This window comes from Rhodobacter aestuarii, assembly GCF_900156655.1.
GTDB lineage: Bacteria > Pseudomonadota > Alphaproteobacteria > Rhodobacterales > Rhodobacteraceae > Rhodobacter > Rhodobacter aestuarii.
Genome location: NZ_FTOG01000002.1, coordinates 58,830 through 78,405 on the forward strand (window position 1 = coordinate 58,830; position 19,576 = coordinate 78,405).

Here is a 19,576-nt window from a genome sequence, read left to right on the forward strand (position 1 = left end):
CCCCTCAACCCGATCTCGCAAGGATCATCAGATGAACGATCACTCTCCGAACGACCAGCTGCATGCTTCGTCCTTCCTGCAAGGGGCGAATGCAGATTATGTCGAACAGCTTTACGCCAATTACGCCAATGACCCGAATTCGGTGGACCCGGCTTGGGCAGCTTTCTTTGCCTCGCTGGGGGACAGCGAAGTAGATGCAAAGCGCTCGGCCCATGGGCCGAGCTGGGCGCGTGCCGACTGGCCGCCGAGCCCGGAAGATGATCTGACCGCCGCGATGACGGGCGAATGGCCGATGCCGGTCGCGCCGAAAGAAACCAAAGCGGCGAGCGAAAAGATTGCCGCAGCGGCGAAAGCAGCGGGCGTTGAAGCCTCGGAAGAGGCGATCAAGCGCGCCGTGCTCGATTCCATCCGCGCGCTGATGATCATTCGCGCCTACCGGATCCGGGGCCACCTGATTGCCGATCTGGACCCGCTCGGCATGCGCGCGGGCGACCCCCATCCGGAACTGGACCCGCGGTCTTACGGTTTCACCGATGCCGATATGGATCGCCCGATCTTCATCGACAACGTGCTCGGGCTGCAAATCGCCTCGATGCGCCAGATCATCGACGTGCTCAAACGCACCTATTGTGGCACCTTCGCGCTGCAATACATGCACATCTCCAACCCCGAGGAAGCGGGCTGGCTGAAAGAGCGTATCGAAGGCTACGGCAAAGAAATCCAGTTCACCCGTGAAGGCCGTCGCGCCATTCTCAACAAGCTGGTGGAAGCCGAGGGCTTTGAGAAGTTCCTGCATGTCAAATACACCGGCACCAAACGTTTCGGCCTTGATGGGGCCGAGGCGCTCATTCCGGCGATGGAACAGATCATCAAACGCGGTGGCGCGCTCGGTCTGAAAGAGGTCGTCATCGGCATGCCGCACCGGGGCCGGTTGAACATCCTCGCCACGGTGATGCAAAAACCCTATCGCGCGATCTTCCACGAGTTTCAGGGCGGCTCTTACAAGCCCGATGATGTGGATGGTTCGGGCGATGTGAAATACCACCTTGGCGCCTCGTCGGACCGCAGCTTTGACGGGCAAACCGTCCACCTGTCGCTAACCGCGAACCCCAGCCACCTTGAGGCGGTGAACCCGGTGGTTCTGGGCAAGGTCCGCGCCAAGCAAGACCAACTCAACGATGACCCGCGCACGCAAGTGTTGCCGGTGCTTTTGCACGGCGATGCGGCCTTTGCAGGCCAAGGCGTTGTCGCCGAATGTCTCCAGCTTTCGGGCATTAAGGGGCACCGCACCGGCGGCTGCATCCACATTGTTGTGAACAACCAAATCGGCTTCACCACGGCGCCGCACTTCTCCCGCACCTCGCCCTATCCGACGGATATCGCCCTGATGGTGGAAGCACCCATTTTCCACGTGAACGGCGATGACCCGGAAGCGGTCGTGCATGCCGCGAAAGTGGCGACCGAGTTCCGCCAGAAATTCGGCAAGGACGTGGTCATTGATATGTTCTGCTACCGTCGCTTCGGTCACAACGAAGGCGATGAGCCGATGTTCACCAACCCGGCGATGTATAAAAACATCAAAGGCCACAAGACCACGCTTCAGCTTTACACCGAGCGTCTGGTCGCGGACGGGCTGATCCCCGAAGGCGAAATTGACGATATGAAAGCCGCCTTCCAAGCGGTGCTGAACGAGGAATACGAGGCCGGCAAACAGTTCCGCCCGAACAAGGCGGACTGGCTCGATGGCCGTTGGAAGCACCTTGATCGGCAAACTTCGGATTACGATGCTGGCGTGACCCCGGTGTCGCCCGAACTCTTTGCCGAAGTGGGCAAGGCGCTGACCACCTACCCGGAGGATTTTGAAATCCACCGCACCGTGGCACGCCAACTCGAAGCCAAGAAAGCCATGTTCGAAAAAGGCGAGGGCTTTGACTGGGCCACCGCCGAAGCATTGGCGTTCGGCACGCTATTGGCCGAGGGGTTCCCGGTGCGTTTGGCGGGCCAAGACTGTGCGCGTGGCACCTTCAGCCAACGCCATTCGGCGCTGATCAACCAATCCACCGAAGAACGCTATTACCCGCTCAACCACATCAAACCCGGTCAGGCGAAATACGAAGTCATCGACTCGATGCTGTCGGAATATGCCGTGCTTGGGTTTGAGTATGGCTATTCGCTGGCCGAGCCGAACGCGCTGACGCTGTGGGAAGCACAGTTTGGCGATTTCGCCAACGGCGCGCAGATCATGTTCGACCAGTTCATCAACTCGGGCGAACGCAAATGGCTGCGGATGTCGGGGCTGGTTTGCCTCCTGCCGCATGGGTTTGAAGGCCAAGGGCCGGAGCACTCCTCGGCGCGGCTGGAGCGTTTCTTGCAGCTTTCGGCGGAAGATAACTGGATCGTCGCCAACTGCTCAACGCCCGCGAACTACTTCCACATTCTGCGCCGTCAGATTCACCGCAACTTCCGCAAACCGCTCATCTTGATGACGCCGAAATCGCTTCTGCGTCACCCGCTGTGCACCTCTAAGGCCGAAGATTTCACCACCGGCTCGTTCTTCCGGCGCGTGAATTGGGATGATGCCGATGGCCAACATCACGGCAATTCGGAACTGACGCTCAAACCCGATGCCGAGATCAAACGCGTCGTGATCTGTTCGGGCAAGGTCTACTATGATCTGCTGGCCGAACGCGACAAACGCGGGCTCGAAGATGTCTACATCCTGCGGCTTGAACAATTCTATCCGTTCCCGGCGCATTCGATGGTGACCGAGCTTGGCCGCTTCAAGGATGCCGAGGTGATCTGGTGCCAAGAAGAGCCGCGCAACCAAGGCGGCTGGACCTTCGTCGAGCCGAACCTTGAATGGGTTCTGTCGAAAATCGGCGCCAAGCACGGCCGTCCGCGCTACGCGGGCCGGGCGGGCTCCGCCTCTCCGGCGACCGGTCTCGCCTCGCGCCACAAGGCCGAGCAAGACGCGCTCGTCAACGACGCGCTGGAGGGCTGATATGACCGATGTTCGTGTCCCCACGCTTGGCGAAAGCGTCACCGAGGCCACCGTGGCCACTTGGTTCAAAAAACCGGGCGAGACGGTCAATGCCGACGAGATGCTGTGCGAGCTTGAAACTGACAAGGTGACGGTCGAGGTCCGCGCCCCCGAAGCCGGGGTGCTGGCCGAAATCGTGGCCGCAGAGGGCGAGACGGTGGGCGTGAACGCCCTGCTTGCCACGCTGACTTCCGCAGGCGCCGGTGCGGCGCCCGCGCAACCCAAATCCGAAGGCAAGGCTGTCCGGGAAGAAGCCACGCCGGTTACTCAAGAGGTCAAGATGACGGATGTAATGGTGCCTGCGCTGGGCGAAAGCGTGTCGGAAGCCACCGTTTCCACCTGGTTCAAGAAAGCTGGGGACAGTGTCGCGCTGGATGAGATCCTGTGTGAGCTTGAAACCGATAAAGTCTCGGTCGAAGTGCCCTCCCCCGTGGCAGGCACGCTGAGCGAAATCCTTGCCGGTGAAGGCGAGACCGTGGCCGCAGGTGGCAAGCTGGCCATCGTCGCCGAAGGCGCGGGCGGCGCGGCTCCGGCCCCGCAAAAAGCTGCGGCCCCGGCGGCGGCCCCGGCCCCGGCTGCGGGCGGCAAAGATGTCGAACATGCGCCCGCCGCGAAAAAGGCGATGGCCGAAGCGGGTCTTTCGCCCGATCAAGTCACCGGCACGGGCCGCGATGGCCGCATCATGAAAGAAGATGTGGCCGCCGCCGCTGCAGCGACCCCGGCGCCCGCCCCCGCGACCACGCAAGTCTCGATCGCGCCGCCGCCGGCTTCGGTGCCGCGCGCCCCGGTGCCTGCCGAAGACGCCGCGCGCGAAGAACGGGTGAAAATGACCCGCCTGCGCGCCACCATCGCGCGCCGCCTGAAAGACGCGCAAAACACCGCCGCGATGCTGACCACCTATAACGAGGTGGATATGTCGGCGGTGATGGAACTGCGCAACGCCTACAAAGACCAGTTCGAGAAAAAGCACGGCGTGAAACTGGGCTTCATGTCCTTCTTTGTGAAGGCCTGCTGCCACGCGCTCAAAGAAGTGCCCGAGGTGAACGCCGAAATTGATGGCGGCGACATCATCTACAAAAACTACGTCCATATGGGCGTGGCTGTGGGCACGCCGTCGGGGCTTGTTGTGCCGGTGGTGCGTGATGCCGATGCCAAAGGCTTTGCGACGATTGAAAAAGAGATCGGCGCACTGGGCAAACGCGGCCGCGATGGCAAGCTGACCATGGCGGAAATGCAAGGCGGCTCCTTCACCATCTCGAACGGTGGCGTTTACGGCTCGCTGATGTCGAGCCCGATCTTGAACCCGCCGCAATCGGGCATTTTGGGCATGCACAAAATCCAAGAGCGCCCGATGGTGATCAAAGGCCAGATCGTGATCCGCCCGATGATGTATCTGGCGCTGAGCTACGACCACCGCATCGTCGATGGCAAAGGCGCGGTGACCTTCCTCGTGCGCGTCAAAGAAGCGCTCGAAGATCCGCGCCGCTTGCTAATGGATCTCTGATCTCACGCTCAGGGGCGGCCCCGCGCCGCCCCTTCTTTTCCACCCCCTTCGACTTGGTGAAAATATCCTCGGGGGGTCTCGGGGGGCAGACAGCCCCCCGGCGCGATCAGTCAAAAAGGACGAAACCCATGGCAGAATTCGACGTTATCGTGATCGGCGGCGGCCCGGGCGGCTATGTCTGTGCCATTCGCTGCGCCCAATTGGGGCTCAAAACCGCCTGTGTCGAGGGGCGCGGTGCGCTTGGCGGCACCTGCCTCAATGTGGGCTGCATCCCCTCCAAGGCGCTGCTTCATGCCACGCATGAACTGCATGAAATGCATGAGAACTTCGACAAAATGGGCCTCACCAATGCCAAGGTGAAGGTCGATTGGGCGAAGATGCAATCTTACAAACAAGACGTGATCGACGGCAACACCAAGGGCATCGAGTTCTTGTTCAAAAAGAACAAGGTCACCTATCTGCAAGGCTGGGGCTCGATCCCGGCGGCGGGTCAGGTGAAAGTCGGCGACGAGGTGCATTCGGCCAAGAACATCGTCATCGCAACCGGGTCTGAGGCCGCAAGCCTGCCCGGCATCGAGATTGACGAGCAAACCGTGGTCACCTCCACCGGTGCGCTGAGCCTGCCGAAAATCCCCAAATCCATGGTGGTGATTGGCGCGGGCGTGATTGGGCTTGAGCTTGGCTCGGTCTACAAACGTCTTGGCGCCGATGTGACTGTGGTCGAATATCTCGACGCGATCACCCCGGGCATGGATGCCGAGGTCGCCAAAGGCCTGCAAAAGATCCTCACGAAACAGGGGCTCAACTTCGTTTTGGGCGCCGCCGTGAGCGGGGTCGAAAAATCGAAGAGCAAGAACACCGTCAAATACACCCTGCGCAAAGATGACAGCGCCCACGAGATTGAGGCCGAAGTGGTGCTGGTGGCAACGGGCCGCAAACCCTTCACCGGCGGTTTGGGGCTTGAGGCGCTCGGCGTTGAGATGCTGCCGCGCGGTCAGGTGAAAACCAACGACCATTGGGCGACCTCGGTCCCCGGCCTCTATGCGATTGGCGATGCGATTGTGGGCCCGATGCTCGCCCACAAGGCCGAAGACGAAGGCATGGCCGTGGCCGAAGTGATTGCGGGCAAACATGGCCATGTGAATTACGACGTGATCCCCGGCGTCATCTACACCACGCCCGAGGTTGCCTCGGTCGGCAAAACCGAAGAGGTGCTGAAGCAAGAAGGCCGCGCCTATAGGGTGGGCAAGTTCTCCTTCATGGGTAATGGCCGCGCGAAAGCGGTGTTCCAAGCTGATGGGTTTGTGAAACTGCTCGCAGATGCGACGACGGACCGGATTTTGGGCTGCCACATCATCGGCCCCGGCGCGGGCGACCTGATCCACGAGGTTTGCGTGGCGATGGAATTTGGCGCCTCGGCCCAAGACCTCGCGCTGACCTGCCACGCCCACCCGACCTATTCGGAAGCGGTGCGCGAAGCCGCCCTTGCCTGCGGCGACGGCGCGATCCACGCGTAAAGATCGAAGGGCGGCCTTGCGGGGCCGCCCCTCATTACAAGGTCACGTTATGAAACGCTTTTTTATTCAGACCTTTCTGACCGCTTCGCTTGTTGCAAGCCCCGGCGCGGCGCAAGACCGGGTTCAAGCCTATCTCGATATGTTTGACACTTGGTGCCTGTCGCGGCTTCAAGACCCAACGCAGGATTGGGAAGCACACTACCCTAAGGCAGGGCACGGCGTTTCGTCCCATTTCGAAGTCAACAACATTCCCCAAAGCACCTACAAGCGCGTTTATGAGCCGTTTGGTCTTGCCCTTGAGCAGGAAAAACATACCTGCAGGGTCAGCGAAGAGGACCCAAAATTCACTCTGCAAGAGGGCATCGCCCTGCAAGATGGGCTTACGCGGCTCATGGCACGCCGTTACCCGGACCTTCTGGTGCAAGACGACCGAAGTTTGTCGGCGTTTGATCTTAACCGGACATGGACAGATGGCCCTGCCAGAACAGAGAAAGCCCATTGGGGCGTGATCTATCTGAAGTTCGGCGGCGACCTAGAGGGAACCAGCACAACCCTCGCCCTTCCCCGCGGGAGCGGGCTTTAGTCGGTTTTCCCCAACGCGGCGGCTTCCATCTGCGCTTCGTGTTCGCGCCGCAGCGCCTTGCGCAGTTCCGCCGCTTTCCAGCGCAGCTTCTCGGTTTCGTTTGCAGGTTCAAGCGGCGGCACCGGCACGGTTTTGCCCGCCTCATCCACCGCCACCATGGTGAAATAGCAGCTGTTGGTGTGGCGTCGCGTGCCCTCGCGGATGTTTTCCGCCTCCACCCGGATGCCAATCTCCATCGACGAGCGCCCAGTGTGGTTCACGCTGGCGCGAAACCGCACCAATTCGCCCACATGGATCGGCTCTTTAAAGATCACTTGGTCGACCGAGATCGTCACCGCGTAGCGGCCCGAATAGCGCGAGGCGAGCGAGAACGCGACCCTGTCGAGCCAGTTGAGCAGCGCGCCGCCGTGCACCTTGCCCGAGAAATTGGCAAGATCGGGCGTCATCAGCACCGTCATTTCAAGCGTTTTGCGTTCTTCTTCGGTGAGCGTGTTGGTCATGGCTGCCTCGCAATTCAAGCGGCCCCTGACTAACCTGCCGCTGTCAAACTTTCTACGCTCGATCCTGCGACCAAGCGTCTAACCCGCCAGATGGCGCAAGCCTTGCGTCACATCGGTGCGCACAGCCAGCCGCAGGCCCGGCTCATCGCCGGCACGCAACGCGGCCAGAATCAACCGGTGATGGCGCGGCGGCTCGTTGCGGGGCACCTTGTCGTAAAGGGCGCGCATCGTGGGGCCAAGCTGAAGCCAGACCGTTTCAAGCACCGCCAGCATCGCCGGGGCCTGCGCGCGCAAATAAAGCGTGCGGTGAAATTCCAAATTGGTGCGGATAAAACTTACCGCATCCGCTTTTGCAACGGCTTCGGCATTGGCGGTGTTGATCGTGGCCAAGCGGTCAATCAGCGCAAGGTGCGCGCGTGGCAGGGCACGCGAGGCCAGTTCCGGCTCTATCAGCGCGCGCAGCGCCGCCAATTCCTCGATCCGTTCATTGGTGAGTTCTGGCGTTGCCACCCGGCCAGAGGACGACAGCGTCAAAGCCCCTTCCGCCACCAAGCGCCGCAATGCCTCGCGCACCGGGGTCATGGACAGGCCGAATTGCTTGCCAAGACCGCGCAACGTCAGCGCCTGGCCGGGCAACATCTCCCCCACCAAAATTTGCTGGCGCAAGATCCGATACAGCCGATCATGCGCTGCCGCTTCCGCGGGCAAAGGTTTGGTGGGGCGTGGCAGGGTCTCAGACATGCGCCTTTGTGATCACAAACGCGGCACTCGTCAATGTGACCCAGCGTCCCGCGTCACTCTCGCAGCCGGATCGCCTGCAAGGCGCCGCCATGTGCCTTCAGCCAAGCTCGATGCGGCGCGTAGTCGGGCATGAGCCGCGCCACCACCGCCCAAAACGCCGGAGAATGATTCATCTCCGCCAAATGCGCCACCTCATGCGCGGCGACATAGTCGAGCACCTCGGGCGGGGCCATAATCAACCGCCATGAATAGCTCAGCGAGCCATCCGCCGCGCAAGAGCCCCAGCGCGAGCGCGTGTCGCGCAAGGTGATCCGCTTGAAGGGCCGCCCGAGCACCTTGGCATGACGCTCTGTCGCTTCTTGCAGGCGCATCCTTGCGCAATGCTTCAAGAAGGTCTCAAGCCGCGCGCCGAGGCGTTCTTCCCCACCCGGCACCAAGAGCCGGTCGCCCTCCACCTTTGGCGCGCGCAACCGGGCCTCTTCAATGCGCAGATCCCGCCCCTCAAAAGGAAGTGTCTCGCCAAAGCCGGGACGCCGCACCGAGGGCAACTTTTCCAGCGCCCCACGCAGCCAAGCGCTTTGCCCTTGCGCAAAGGCCACCGCCTCCGACATCCGTGCCCGCAACGGCATGGTCAGCGTCACCGCGCCATCAATCCGGCTCACCCGCAACGAAAACCGCCGCGCCCGGGTCGAGCGGCGCACCGCCACCATCACGCCGGGCAGATCGGGCAAAACAAGCGAGTTGTCGGTCATTTGAGAGCAGCTTTGAACAATTGGAACGCGAAAAGGCTTTGACACCCCGTTGCGGTTGTGGCAATCGGCTGCGACTCTGTGCGAACGAGCCTGCCAGGAGACTTCCATGCCGAAAGAGGAATGGGGCGTCAAGCGCCTCTGCCCGCATTGTGCGAGCCGGTTCTACGATCTGACCAAGGACCCGATGACCTGCCCGGTTTGCGGCAACAGCTTCACGCTGGAAAGCCTGACCGCTGCGGGCCGTGGCCGTGTGATGGTGGCCGATAAAGCCGCGCCGCGCGAAACCGAGGTTGATGTCGAGGATCTGACCGAAGACGATCTCGATGATGATAGCGGCGACGTCGATCTTGACGACGATCTGCTTGAAGATGACGAGGACGATAACGTCTCGCTCGATGACATCGCTGATGTCGCGAGCAATGAAGATGAGAGCTGAGCCAAGCGGCCAAGCCATCTGACGAACAGGGCGCAAGGGCAACCTTGCGCCTTTTTCTTTGCCACATGGGACGCGCTGCGGGGTGATGAAAAAAATTCTGTGCCAGCGCCGAAATTCCTCTTGCGCCCGCCCGAGCCTCCCCGTATAGACCCCCCACGCAAGACGCACAGCGGATTGCAGACCTCACGGTGGGGCCATAGCTCAGTTGGGAGAGCGCTTGAATGGCATTCAAGAGGTCAGGGGTTCGACTCCCCTTGGCTCCACCAATTTCACATACATTAGTGAAATCAAGCACTTACGCGGTCATGCTGACCATGCTGACCGCCCCATGCTGACCAACTCTGCTTGAAGCCTTCCTGCTCATTGGACGGTTCTTCCCGAGGCCGCAGACGCGTCCACGACTCACGCTAGATCGCATCTTATTAGCCGCTGCGCGAGGCTCCACGCTGTCCGAGATGCGCGTAGCGATAGAGCGAAGACCCCGCACCTCCGAAGCGCACAGGCTGCCCCCTTGGCGGCATTGCAAACGAACCGCCGGGTGGCCCTTGTCGCGCCCGCTCCGGTGCCCGCAAAGGCTTCGCTGGGTCCGCGCGCAGCTTTAACAGATTGACGCCCCCACGAAGAGTTTCGGCCAGAACTTCTCGCCCCGGCCCATGCCTTCAATGACCGCCAGCGCCCACAGGCTGCCCCGTGAGCGCCATCGCCGACAAACCCGAGCCACGCCAAGGCCATCCGAAGATGGTCCCCAGCGCGGCCCGAGCGGTCACCCTAGCGGGGTTCGATGTATTGCACCGATGCGGTCTCAGTAGCCGCGTTCACGCGCAAGGGCAGCTTCTGCGCCCCGTGCTTCACGATAGGCGCGCGTGTCGGCGGCTTCATTGAACGGGTTGCCGTTGTGGCCACGCAGCCAAGTGAAGGTGACGTTCCGCCCAGCGGCAGCCGCTTCCAACCGTTCCCACAGGTCGCGGTTCTTCACAGGCTTCTTGCTGGCAGTCATCCAGCCCTTGGCCTTCCAGCCCGGCAGCCAATCATTCATGCCGTTGGGGACGATGTTGGCGTCCGAGAACACGGTGATCGGTTCATCCGTGACTTTGCCGAGGCTTTCAAGCGCGACACAGGCAGCGGTCATTTCCATTCTGATGTTGGTCGTGTTGAGGTCGCGACCGCCGCGTTCCATTTGCTTGACGATGTCGCCCGCCGCAGTCCGGCGCAGGATGATTGCCCCGTAACCGCCCGGTCCGGGGTTCCCGACGGCAGAGCCATCCGGGTAGATTTCGATGCGGGTCTGGCTGTCCTGCGGCAAGGCCCCGGCGGTGATGTTTTGCATGTTCATTTGGTTTTCCTTTGGATGTGTTGATCGGTTCGCCCAAGGGCGTCAAAGAGGGTCGAAAAGGGGAGCGATCTGGCACCCCATAGAAACTAGCATTTTGCTAGGTCTAGGGTTCAGAACGCGTCGTCGGTGTCGGGAGTGCGAAGGTCTTCGTGTTCGTCGGCGAACTCGTCGCGTTCGGCGAAGAGGTAGTCCGTCATGCTACGCAGGCGCACTGGTCCGAAGGCGTAGTTCAGCGCCTCGGCTGCGATTGTTTCATCCTGTAGCGTCAGCTTTCCCATCGCTTGACGCAGCTTCTCGCCAGCATCGACAATCAAAGCGTTGCGGGCTTCGTCGGTCATCTCGGACTGCTCTTCCCGGTCAGGAAGTTCATCCACTCGATCTCGCGACCAATCCCCCGTTGGCTCACTTCCAGCTTCGCGCATCACGCTCAACCGCTTGCGCATGTTGCCAACCGTGCGGGCTGCCACGCCCCAAGAGCGGGCGATTTCCGGGATGGATGCGCGCTTGCCCGGCAAACACACGGTGCGCCATGCGCCGTTGGTCCGCTCCTGATTGTTCAGCGCGATTGAGACCCGAGAGTTCGCCTTCCCGGCCCGCGTTGCGGCTTGCTGCGGTGTTCCTTTGATGATCGTTGCGGGGATGACAGCATCGGTGCCCCGTGCGGTCGCGTAAGCGTTCAGCCTGTGGTTCCCGTCAAGGAGGACCAAGCGGCCTGTTTCTTGGCCTTCTGCGTCGGTTTCCTGCCAAAGCAAAATCGGGTCGAGTTCTCCCATCTCTCGGACAAGGCGGGCTAGGTCGCGGACGTGCCAATCGTAGATGCTCGTCTGCCGAAACTGGAAGTCAGAGCTGGTGGAAATTTCGCGGGGACGAATGAAGCGGACGGCGTCAACGTCGGCGGGAGTGAGGGCATGCGGAGGCAGTTGCATGTGGTTTCCTTCTGGTGGGGGCGTGTTTGCGTTGTGTTATGGCTAAGGGTGGGGTTATTGCCGCACCGCCCCCGCAGAAGGCTTATGCGCCCCACTTCTCCAACGCCTTCACGGCCTCGTCGGGATTGTCGATCACCCGCCGTACCGCGCCCCGTGACAGGCCCAGTTCCTTCGCGATGGCCAGCGTTGCGACCCCGTTCCGGTTCATCTCAAGGATGCGTTCAAGCGTCGGGCGGTCATAGCTGGGCTTGCGTCCGCGATAGGCGGTGATGTTTTCCCGTGCAGCGGCGATGCCTGCGCGCTGGGCTTCCTTGATCGCTTCCGCCTGTGCCTGTGCCGTTGCTGCCATGAAGGCAATCAGCGCATCTCTCACGGCTTCCTGCATGGGGTCCGTTGTGGCCCCGTCAAAGGTCAGCCCATTGATGACAGTGCGGATGACCACGCCCTTGCGCATGAAGTGGCGGATGGTGTCGGTCACGTCCTGATAGTTCCGGCCCAGCCGATCAACCCAGCGCACGACAAGAACGTCGCCCCGGCGCAGCACATCAAAGAGCCGCTTGCCTTCTGGTCTGTCCGCCAGCGCGGTGCTGACGCCAGAGACGCCATGATCGGCGATGACCTCGTCAATCTGAAACCCGGCGCTCTCGGCCTGCGCCTTCTGAATGTCGATGTTCTGTTCCACGGTCGAGACGCGGGCGTAAAGGATGGTCGCCATGAGATTTCCATGTGGCTACAAAGGTGATGGCTTTTGATAAGGTGGCCGCTGAATCATGTCAACAATCAACGGCCACATCTTTGCGGCCAATACTGGGTGGCCCTTAAGGTACACCCTAGCGGCCCATCAACAGGACCAAGAGACAGACAAGCCGGGAAGGTCGAGGATGCCCGCTCCTTTGCCCTCGCGGGTGATGCCGTAATAGGCGGCGGGCGCTGTCTCGCGCTGGGCGAAGACCTCGAACCGACCGAGGCGCAGGGACAGATGAGAACGGGAAGCGTCAAAGCTGAACGTCACGGGGCTTACTCCTGATGATTAGGCCGAGGGACTGCCCCGGCCATCGCCTTAGTGAGTCCCTGCCAGAAAACTGTCAAGCCATTGAAAACATACACATATGAAACATTCTCGCGCATGGATAGAGTGCCGAGACCCCCACCCCGCCGGGGGATACGCGCAGGCGTCAGATATCCATCTCCGGGTCACAGAAATCTGCGACGGAATATTCCGAAGCCCCGTCTTGCGGATGGTAGGCAGCACCTCGCGGGTCACCCAATCTTGGAAGGGCTTGGCCTCGGCCTTGTCGCTGCGCATGACCAATTTGTAGAGGGCACTCTCGGACAAGAGAGCCAAGTGAGGCTTACGCCCTTCGAACAAAGAAGACAGCGCGTCTGGCGCGCTTACTTTCTTAAAGACCTTTGTTTCTTGGTCTTCTAAGAAGGCACGGGCGCTCACCCCTGTCGTCTTACCGAACAGCAGGACATAGATATCAACCGCCACGAACCACGGCTCACCTTCGAGTGTCACCACGCGCACCTTCTGACCATTGAAGGTGATGGGGGAGATGGCCGCTTCGGGTTCCGCAACGGGGGCGGGCAATCCAAGCCAAACGTTTATCCGATATGGTCACATCGTACCGCGCGATGAAGTCGACGACTTTTTCAGGTGAGCTATTGAAGGAAGCCCCCCAACTGCAAATGCCAAGCGCTATAGCATCTATCAGATCAAGCAGATTGAAGGGCTTCTCGGTGTCGCCCTTTAGCGGTGGCTTCGTGCCACGCTCGGCGATATATGGCGCTATGCGCGCAACCTCTCCTTTGATAACTCTTCTAGAGTCGAGACTGGTCATGTGGAGTACGGCGTTTCGGTACTCCCAAAGCTCTTCCGGTGTTAATCCAACAAGGGACAGATCGCAGTAACGCGAAAGCCAGTCAGCAAAGTTCCCCCGCACATCGCCGAACTCAACGAAGGCGAGAGTATCAATACATGACATGAGTAGCTTAGACGCTGAGACGTAGTGCCCAGCGTTAAAAAGCACTCTAATGGCGTCGAAAAAATCGTCGTTAATCAGCCTGTCAAAGTGGAAAACTGGCCCATCGGTGTACTCAACAAGGTAGTCGGGCATATGCCCCTCCCGCCCAAAGTCCGTAACATCCTCTCCGCGAAGCGGGCCGGGGCCGCTAACTTGGTCCCATAAAGGGACGCCGTCCAAAACAGGCGTGAGGCAGTAAAGGAAGCTCCTTCTAGGCGCATTCAGTACTGCTACTATCGGGTCAAGAAGCGGCTCCGCGCCATTGATGCGAAGCTGCGCCCTCCATTGCTCTGGCGTAAACTGCCGAGGAAGATCGTATCGCCTTGCTCTTAAAAGGTCGGTGGTTATTTGCGACCTCAGGAAATCCGTTTTCTCGGCGTCCGAGCCTGAGCGCTTATGGAACCAAACACCAAGTTGCCGGGCTACACCTCTTTCGAAATAGACAAAGAAGTTGAATATCCGCTCGTTTAAGACCGACACATTGCTCCCTCCCTCCCCGATACGTGCCCGAGCATATTCCATATGGAGACCTAAGTCCGGGCGAATTGCAAAGGCGCACATCTGCGCCCCCGCCCCTCAGCCCACCTTCACGGCCTCCACGCATTCCCGCATCTGTGCCCCTGACGAGGCCGCGATGTAGGACGCGCGGGTGACGTTCTTCTTGTCGGGAACGTGGCCGATCACGTCCTTGATGACAGCTTCCCGGATGCCCGCCCGGTCGGCCTTCGTGGCGAACCAGCGGCGGGCCGAGTGGAAATTGACCAGCGACCGCCGCACCCCTTCCCGCTTGTCATCCACGCCCACAGCCTCACGCCACCGCTTGAACCGCTTGCCGTAGGTATCGCCGGGGTTGGGTTGGTCGGCGAGTTCGTGGAACAGCCATTCCTTTCCGCCTTTGCCCCGTCTGCGGCGCTCAACGATTTCCATGAGGTCGGGGTGAACGGGCACCTTGCGGGCCGCTGCGTCGGTCTTGCCTTGCTGAATGTCGAAGACCAGCCCTGCGCCGCTTTCCCCCTCGCGCACTTCCTCAACCCAGAGCGTCAAAACCTCCGCCTGCCGCATACCCGAAAGCAGGCTGATTTTCAGCACATCGCGCATCAACTCTTCAAATTCAGCATTCAGCGGGAAAGGCTTATCAAGCAACGCCGCCACTTCGTCATCAGTGAAGGGGCGCTCGGTTTCTTGCCGGGAGCCACGCTCGACCCGCTTGCCGCGTTTCTCGATCTGTTGGCCGTTCCAAGGCCATCCCATGTCGAGGCTAACACCTTGCGGCAGCGTGACGTGCCCGCGCTGTGCCAAAAACTTCCAATACGAACGCAGCGCGCTTAGGTGTTTCGTCTGCGTCGCCGGGTGCATCGGGTCGATGACTTCGGAAACGTACCGCCCAGCACTGCGCCTATCGACCCGGCCAAGCTTCACCCGCTTTTCGCGGCACCATTGGGCGAACCGTCCGATCAACCCGCGCCGCTCGTTCACTGTCTTCTCAGCAAGGCCCGCTTTGGTGAGGTACTCGTTCAAGTGGTGGTCAACATCGACCCGCCCAGCATAGGCGTCGTAGAAGGCTTTCCGCTGCGAAGGCTTGAGAGCATCGGCCTCCGCCTCGGCGGCAAAGGCGATCAAATCGGCCTCCTCCTCGTCAAAGGCTTCCGCAAATGCAGCACGCGACAAAGCCCCACGCTCCGCAGCCGACGGGGCCAGCTTCACGGGCGCGAAACCGGGCAACTCAAGGGCCGTTCTGGTCCCCGAGGCGATCTGCCGAAACTGCAAGCTCGTCGCGGCTTCGAGGTCATCTCGCAGGCGCTTCGCGCGCACCACATCGGAGGTCTGCAAGTTCACAAGAAGCCATTCCCTATCGAGGGCCAAACGGGCCGCTTTGGGCACCTGTCGGCGAAACCACCAACTGTTCCCTCTCAGCTTCAACAGGCGCTCCGCGCCCTTGCTGCTTTTGCCCGCCATGACCGCTCCAAATCCCATGCTGACCAACGCATGCTGACCACTCCATGCCCCGCAAGGCACTGAACATCAATAGAAAAAGGGCGCAAAGACGATTTGGTTACTCCTCCCCTTGGCTCCACCAAATCTCCTCATAGATCAACAAGAACAATAACTTGCTGAAAATGAAGAGCTATTTTCCAAGGGTGCTACGCTGAGGTGTTACAGTGGAGCGCCTTACGAAGATGCCAGGACACACCCGACTGTACCGTCGCGGAGCCGTCTACTACCACCGCGCAGCCGTCCCCACAGACATCGCCGCAACCTATGGCAAGCGAGAAGAAACCTTCTCCCTGAAAACACGCGACTACGCAGAAGCTGTTCGCCGGGTCAGGATTGTGCACTCTCATCGCCAAGCGCATTTCTTAGCCTATATTAGCCTTGACGTTTGAGCGCCGCGCTTCGAGAACATCTTGGCACCGCGCGTTGGATCAGGGATAGGCCGATGAAGTTTCACTTTCCAATCGTCATCATCGACGAGGATTTTAGGTCTGAAAACACGTCCGGCTTTGGCATTCGCGCTTTGGCCCAAGCCATCGAAAAAGAAGGCTTTGAGGTGCTGGGCGCGACGAGCTATGGCGATCTGTCGCAATTCGCGCAGCAACAAAGCCGCGCCTCGGCCTTTGTCTTGTCGATCGACGATGAAGAGTTCACCCCCGGCCCGGACCTTGATCCGGCGGTTTTGAACCTGCGCAATTTCATCGAAGAGGTCCGCTCGAAGAACGAAGACGTTCCGATCTACATCTACGGCGAAACCAAAACCTCGCGGCACCTGCCAAACGATGTGTTGCGCGAGTTGCACGGGTTCATCCACGCTTTCGAGGACACGCCCGAATTTGTCGCCCGCCATATCTTGCGCGAGGCGAAGAACTATCTCGAATATATCCAGCCGCCCTTCTTCAAGGCGCTTTTGGATTACGCCGAGGATGGCTCCTATTCATGGCATTGCCCCGGCCATTCCGGCGGGGTCGCCTTTCTGAAATCGCCGATCGGGCAGATGTATCACCAGTTTTATGGCGAGAACATGCTGCGCGCTGATGTCTGCAACGCGGTGGAAGAACTCGGCCAGTTGCTCGACCACAATGGCGCCATTGGAGAGTCTGAGAAGAACGCCGCGCGGATTTTCAACGCCGATCATTGCTACTTCGTCACCAATGGCACTTCGACCTCGAATAAGATGGTCTGGCACCACAATGTGGCTCCCGGTGATGTGGTGATTGTTGACCGCAACTGCCACAAGTCGATCTTGCATGCCATCGTGATGATTGGGGCGATCCCGATCTTCTTGAAACCGACCCGGAACCATTGGGGCATCATCGGGCCGATCCAGCGGTCCGAGTTTGAGCCCGCGGCGATCAAGGAAAAGATCCGCTCGCATCCGCTGCTGAAAGGCATTGATCCCGAGACGGTCAAGCCGCGCATCCTCACACTCACGCAATCCACCTATGACGGCGTGCTCTATAACACCGAAGTGGTGAAAGACCTGCTCGACGGCTATGTCGACACGCTGCATTTTGATGAGGCTTGGCTCCCCCACGCCGCTTTCCACCCGTTTTATGGCACCTATCACGCGATGGGGCGCAAGCGGGCTCGGATGAAGCATTCGGTGACCTATGCCACGCAATCGGTGCACAAGCTGCTCGCCGGGATCAGCCAAGCGAGCCACATCTTGGTGCAAGACAGCGAAGAGACCAAGCTCGACCGGCATCTGTTCAACGAATCCTACCTGATGCACACCTCCACCAGCCCGCAATACTCGATCATCGCAAGCTGCGATGTGGCGGCGGCGATGATGGAGCCGCCGGGCGGCACGGCGCTGGTGGAAGAAAGCCTCGCAGAGGCGCTCGATTTCCGTCGCGCTATGCGGCAAGTCGACGAAGAATACGGCAACGACTGGTGGTTCAAGGTCTGGGGGCCGGATGAATTGTCCGAAGAAGGGGTCGGCCGCGCCAAGGATTGGGAGCTGAAAAAGACCGACAGTGAGGCGGTCGAAAGCTCTGGCCAAGACGCGTGGCACGGCTTTGGCGATATGGCCCGCGGCTTCAACATGCTTGACCCGATCAAGGCGACGATCATCACGCCCGGCCTGAATATCGACGGGCGGTTTGAGGAAAGCGGTATCCCGGCGTCTATCGTTTCAAAATACCTCGCCGAACATGGCGTCGTGGTGGAAAAGACCGGGCTCTATAGCTTCTTCATCATGTTCACCATCGGCATCACCAAAGGCCGCTGGAACACGCTTCTGGCCGCGCTGCAGCAATGCAAGGACGATTATGATCGCAACCAGCCGCTTTGGCGGGTGATGCCCGAGTTCTGCGCCAAACAACCCCGGTACGAACACATGGGGCTGCGCGATCTTTCGCAGCACGTTCATGAGCTTTATGCCAAATATGATGTGGCGCGGCTCTCGACCGAGATTTACCTCGGCGATCACCATCCGGCGATGTCGCCCACCGAAGCGTTTTCCCATATCGCACGGCGCAAGACCCAGCGGGTGCCGATCGACGAGTTGGAAGGCCGCGTGACCACGAGCCTCGTAACGCCCTACCCCCCCGGCATTCCGCTGCTGATTCCGGGCGAGATTTTTAGCAAAGAGATCGTCGATTACCTGCGCTTCAACCGCGAATTCTCCCGCGAATGCCCGGGCTTCGAGACCGACATCCATGGTCTGGTCCAAGTGAAGGGAGAAAACGGCGAAGTCAGCTACTTCTCTGACTGCGTCGCGGAGTGACGAGGGAAAGGGACAAGTCAAAACGCAGGCCGCATCGGGAACACGAAAACCAATGCGTTAGCCTGCGCTTAAGTCCGAAGCAGGCATTATCCTAACGCTGGTTAGTCCGCATTTCGCGGCCAACAGACTCCCAAGTCGCCCCCTGCATCATAATAAGAAACTCGCCTTAACCGCGCGCGAAGCCGCGCGGTTAATTGCGCGTGGTTTCCGGGCAGGGAGCCGCGGCACATGTGGCTTACAGCCCATCCCCGCCCGAAACACCACTCCCAACGCAATGCATTGCGCGACAAAAGGCCCAAAGAAACTATTGTTTCAATGTCGGCTTGCGGTGGACAATTTTCTTCATTCTTTATATCGAGCGGCTTGCAGCACTAGGAGGTGCGCTGAAACAAGGGCCCTCGGGTCCGAGCCACAGGATAAGACAGATGACATTTGGTGGAATCGTTGGGAAAACTGCGCTGGCGACCATTTTGGCAAGCGCAATGATGGTGAGCGCGGCTGCCGCAGAGACACTGCGCCTGTCGCAAAACACCGGCGACACGACGACTTGGCAAAAAGGCGCCGAGAAATTCGGTGAGCTGATTGCCGAGGCAACCGGCGGCGACATGAAAGTGCGCGTGTTCCCCAATGCGCAGCTTGCGGGCGGCGACCAAATGAAACAGGCCGAAATGGTTGGCCGTGGCGCGATTGATCTGGTGGTGAGCTCGGCGATCAACGTGACGCCGCTTGTGCCCGAAATGGCGGCCTTCTCGCTGCCCTATCTGTATGCCGATTACGCCGAAGTTGATGCGACGACCCAAGGCGAGCCGGGCAAGATCTTGTCTGAGATCCTGAAGGAAAAAGGCATCATCGTTTTGGCTTGGGGCGAAAACGGCTTCCGCGAAGTGACCAACAACGTGCGCCCGATCAAGACGCCCGAGGATATGAAAGGCCTGCGCATGCGCGTGGCGGGCCCGATGTATATCGACGTGATGAACGCGCTCGGCGCCAACCCGCAGCAAATGCAATGGAGCGAAACGCTCACCGCGCTGCAACAAGGCGTGGTCGATGGCCAAGAAAACCCGATCGGTGCGGTGATCATTCCGCAGCAAGTCTATGAAATGCAAAAGTATCTGACCACTTGGCATTATTCGTATGACCCGATCTTCCTTGGCATCAGCCAAGCGAAATGGGACAGCTTCGACGACGAAACGAAAGCCAAGTTCCAAGCCGCCGCGGATGAGGCGATGGCCTATCAGCGCGAAATCTCGCGCGAGGCCACGGCATCGGGCGTCGCCTTCCTGCGCGAAAAAGGCATCGACGTTTACGAGCCCTCCGCAGAAGAGCTTGCCGCCTTCAAAGCGGCCACCCAACCCGCCTTTGACAAATGGGCGGAGAAGGTTGGCCCGGAACTGGTGGCCTCGTTCGAAGCGGCCATTGCTTCGGCACACTAAACCACCGCGTCGATAAAGACTTGCGAGGCGTCCCGCAAAGGGGCGCCTTACGCCATCGACAGAC

Annotated in this window: 18 protein-coding genes and 1 tRNA gene; 9 read left to right on the forward strand and 10 right to left on the reverse strand. The window is 60.1% G+C overall.

All coding sequences use genetic code 11. From position 1 onward, the window contains the following. Positions 1 to 31 precede the first annotated feature (31 nt). The 4 genes from BW967_RS03490 (at position 32) to BW967_RS03505 (ending at position 6,644) form a co-directional block, all read left to right on the forward strand. Entirely contained in the window at positions 32 to 3,001 is a 2,970-nt protein-coding gene (locus BW967_RS03490) for a 2-oxoglutarate dehydrogenase E1 component (RefSeq protein WP_076483675.1), read from the forward strand. A 1-nt stretch (position 3,002) separates the two neighbouring features. Beyond that, complete coding sequence (gene odhB, locus BW967_RS03495) at positions 3,003 to 4,544, forward strand: 2-oxoglutarate dehydrogenase complex dihydrolipoyllysine-residue succinyltransferase (protein ID WP_076483676.1); 1,542 nt, start codon at positions 3,003 to 3,005, stop codon at positions 4,542 to 4,544. Between the two features lie 128 nt (positions 4,545 to 4,672). Then, positions 4,673 to 6,061, forward strand: a complete 1,389-nt coding sequence (gene lpdA, locus BW967_RS03500; protein ID WP_076483677.1) for a dihydrolipoyl dehydrogenase — start codon at positions 4,673 to 4,675, stop codon at positions 6,059 to 6,061. Between the two features lie 49 nt (positions 6,062 to 6,110). After that, on the forward strand, positions 6,111 to 6,644 hold the full coding sequence (locus BW967_RS03505) for a hypothetical protein (protein WP_076483678.1): 534 nt from the start codon (positions 6,111 to 6,113) through the stop codon (positions 6,642 to 6,644). On the opposite strand, the gene BW967_RS03510 is transcribed toward BW967_RS03505, so the two are convergent. The 3 genes from BW967_RS03510 to BW967_RS03520 all read right to left on the reverse strand — a co-directional run bounded on the left by BW967_RS03510 (position 6,641) and on the right by BW967_RS03520 (position 8,637). Then, on the reverse strand, positions 6,641 to 7,144 hold the full coding sequence (locus tag BW967_RS03510; RefSeq protein ID WP_076483679.1) for an acyl-CoA thioesterase: 504 nt from the start codon (positions 7,142 to 7,144) through the stop codon (positions 6,641 to 6,643). The two genes, BW967_RS03505 and BW967_RS03510, sit on opposite strands and share 4 nt — an antisense overlap. Positions 7,145 to 7,222: 78 nt before the next feature. Continuing rightward, positions 7,223 to 7,885: a GntR family transcriptional regulator gene (locus tag BW967_RS03515; RefSeq protein WP_076483680.1), complete on the reverse strand. Its 663-nt coding sequence runs from the start codon at positions 7,883 to 7,885 to the stop codon at positions 7,223 to 7,225. Between the two features lie 53 nt (positions 7,886 to 7,938). Further along, a complete protein-coding gene (locus BW967_RS03520) occupies positions 7,939 to 8,637 on the reverse strand; it encodes a M48 family metallopeptidase (RefSeq protein WP_076483681.1) in 699 nt (232 codons plus the stop codon). Between the two features lie 106 nt (positions 8,638 to 8,743). Here BW967_RS03520 and BW967_RS03525 point away from each other — a divergent pair, with 106 nt between their 5' ends. Beyond that, positions 8,744 to 9,073 carry a TIGR02300 family protein gene (locus tag BW967_RS03525; protein ID WP_076483682.1) on the forward strand — a complete coding sequence of 110 codons (330 nt, stop codon included), beginning with the start codon at positions 8,744 to 8,746 and terminating at the stop codon, positions 9,071 to 9,073. Between the two features lie 190 nt (positions 9,074 to 9,263). Beyond that, positions 9,264 to 9,339, forward strand: a tRNA-Ala gene (locus BW967_RS03530). 536 nt (positions 9,340 to 9,875) lie between these two features. On the opposite strand, the gene BW967_RS03535 is transcribed toward BW967_RS03530, so the two are convergent. From BW967_RS03535 to BW967_RS03560, 7 genes are all read right to left on the reverse strand, one after another. Further along, a complete protein-coding gene (locus BW967_RS03535) occupies positions 9,876 to 10,406 on the reverse strand; it encodes a ribonuclease H family protein (RefSeq protein ID WP_076483683.1) in 531 nt (176 codons plus the stop codon). A 110-nt stretch (positions 10,407 to 10,516) separates the two neighbouring features. Next, positions 10,517 to 11,332: a ParB N-terminal domain-containing protein gene (locus tag BW967_RS03540; RefSeq protein WP_076483684.1), complete on the reverse strand. Its 816-nt coding sequence runs from the start codon at positions 11,330 to 11,332 to the stop codon at positions 10,517 to 10,519. An 82-nt stretch (positions 11,333 to 11,414) separates the two neighbouring features. After that, the gene (locus tag BW967_RS03545) at positions 11,415 to 12,047 is read right to left on the reverse strand and encodes a recombinase family protein (RefSeq protein WP_076483685.1); all 633 of its coding nucleotides are present in this window, start codon (positions 12,045 to 12,047) and stop codon (positions 11,415 to 11,417) included. A 126-nt stretch (positions 12,048 to 12,173) separates the two neighbouring features. After that, the gene (locus tag BW967_RS18665) at positions 12,174 to 12,344 is read right to left on the reverse strand and encodes a hypothetical protein (protein ID WP_175610413.1); all 171 of its coding nucleotides are present in this window, start codon (positions 12,342 to 12,344) and stop codon (positions 12,174 to 12,176) included. 48 nt (positions 12,345 to 12,392) lie between these two features. Next, on the reverse strand, positions 12,393 to 12,854 hold the full coding sequence (locus tag BW967_RS03550; protein WP_217696368.1) for a BRO-N domain-containing protein: 462 nt from the start codon (positions 12,852 to 12,854) through the stop codon (positions 12,393 to 12,395). Continuing rightward, on the reverse strand, positions 12,835 to 13,449 hold the full coding sequence (locus BW967_RS18480) for a hypothetical protein (protein WP_139327789.1): 615 nt from the start codon (positions 13,447 to 13,449) through the stop codon (positions 12,835 to 12,837). The genes BW967_RS03550 and BW967_RS18480 overlap by 20 nt, the downstream gene beginning before the upstream one ends. 483 nt (positions 13,450 to 13,932) lie before the next feature. Further along, complete coding sequence (locus BW967_RS03560; RefSeq protein WP_217696369.1) at positions 13,933 to 14,976, reverse strand: tyrosine-type recombinase/integrase; 1,044 nt, start codon at positions 14,974 to 14,976, stop codon at positions 13,933 to 13,935. 557 nt (positions 14,977 to 15,533) lie between these two features. Here BW967_RS03560 and BW967_RS19080 point away from each other — a divergent pair. From BW967_RS19080 to BW967_RS03575, 3 genes are all read left to right on the forward strand, one after another. Further along, entirely contained in the window at positions 15,534 to 15,740 is a 207-nt protein-coding gene (locus BW967_RS19080; RefSeq protein ID WP_139327790.1) for a DUF6538 domain-containing protein, read from the forward strand. 53 nt (positions 15,741 to 15,793) lie between these two features. After that, positions 15,794 to 18,079 carry an arginine/lysine/ornithine decarboxylase gene (locus tag BW967_RS03570; protein ID WP_076483689.1) on the forward strand — a complete coding sequence of 762 codons (2,286 nt, stop codon included), beginning with the start codon at positions 15,794 to 15,796 and terminating at the stop codon, positions 18,077 to 18,079. A 425-nt stretch (positions 18,080 to 18,504) separates the two neighbouring features. Then, on the forward strand, positions 18,505 to 19,512 hold the full coding sequence (locus BW967_RS03575) for a DctP family TRAP transporter solute-binding subunit (RefSeq protein ID WP_076483690.1): 1,008 nt from the start codon (positions 18,505 to 18,507) through the stop codon (positions 19,510 to 19,512). Positions 19,513 to 19,576 lie beyond the last annotated feature (64 nt).

Excerpts from the sequence above, each read along its gene's own strand:
- BW967_RS03490 (WP_076483675.1), top strand. The coding sequence starts at position 32 with ATGAACGATCACTCTCCGAACGACCAGCTGCATGCTTCGTCCTTCCTG.
- odhB (WP_076483676.1), top strand. The coding sequence starts at position 3,003 with ATGACCGATGTTCGTGTCCCCACGCTTGGCGAAAGCGTCACCGAGGCC.
- lpdA (WP_076483677.1), top strand. The coding sequence starts at position 4,673 with ATGGCAGAATTCGACGTTATCGTGATCGGCGGCGGCCCGGGCGGCTAT.
- BW967_RS03505 (WP_076483678.1), top strand. The coding sequence starts at position 6,111 with ATGAAACGCTTTTTTATTCAGACCTTTCTGACCGCTTCGCTTGTTGCA.
- BW967_RS03510 (WP_076483679.1), bottom strand. The coding sequence starts at position 7,144 with ATGACCAACACGCTCACCGAAGAAGAACGCAAAACGCTTGAAATGACG.
- BW967_RS03515 (WP_076483680.1), bottom strand. The coding sequence starts at position 7,885 with ATGTCTGAGACCCTGCCACGCCCCACCAAACCTTTGCCCGCGGAAGCG.
- BW967_RS03520 (WP_076483681.1), bottom strand. The coding sequence starts at position 8,637 with ATGACCGACAACTCGCTTGTTTTGCCCGATCTGCCCGGCGTGATGGTG.
- BW967_RS03525 (WP_076483682.1), top strand. The coding sequence starts at position 8,744 with ATGCCGAAAGAGGAATGGGGCGTCAAGCGCCTCTGCCCGCATTGTGCG.
- BW967_RS03535 (WP_076483683.1), bottom strand. The coding sequence starts at position 10,406 with ATGAACATGCAAAACATCACCGCCGGGGCCTTGCCGCAGGACAGCCAG.
- BW967_RS03540 (WP_076483684.1), bottom strand. The coding sequence starts at position 11,332 with ATGCAACTGCCTCCGCATGCCCTCACTCCCGCCGACGTTGACGCCGTC.
- BW967_RS03545 (WP_076483685.1), bottom strand. The coding sequence starts at position 12,047 with ATGGCGACCATCCTTTACGCCCGCGTCTCGACCGTGGAACAGAACATC.
- BW967_RS18480 (WP_139327789.1), bottom strand. The coding sequence starts at position 13,449 with ATGCCCGACTACCTTGTTGAGTACACCGATGGGCCAGTTTTCCACTTT.
- BW967_RS19080 (WP_139327790.1), top strand. The coding sequence starts at position 15,534 with ATGCCAGGACACACCCGACTGTACCGTCGCGGAGCCGTCTACTACCAC.
- BW967_RS03570 (WP_076483689.1), top strand. The coding sequence starts at position 15,794 with ATGAAGTTTCACTTTCCAATCGTCATCATCGACGAGGATTTTAGGTCT.
- BW967_RS03575 (WP_076483690.1), top strand. The coding sequence starts at position 18,505 with ATGACATTTGGTGGAATCGTTGGGAAAACTGCGCTGGCGACCATTTTG.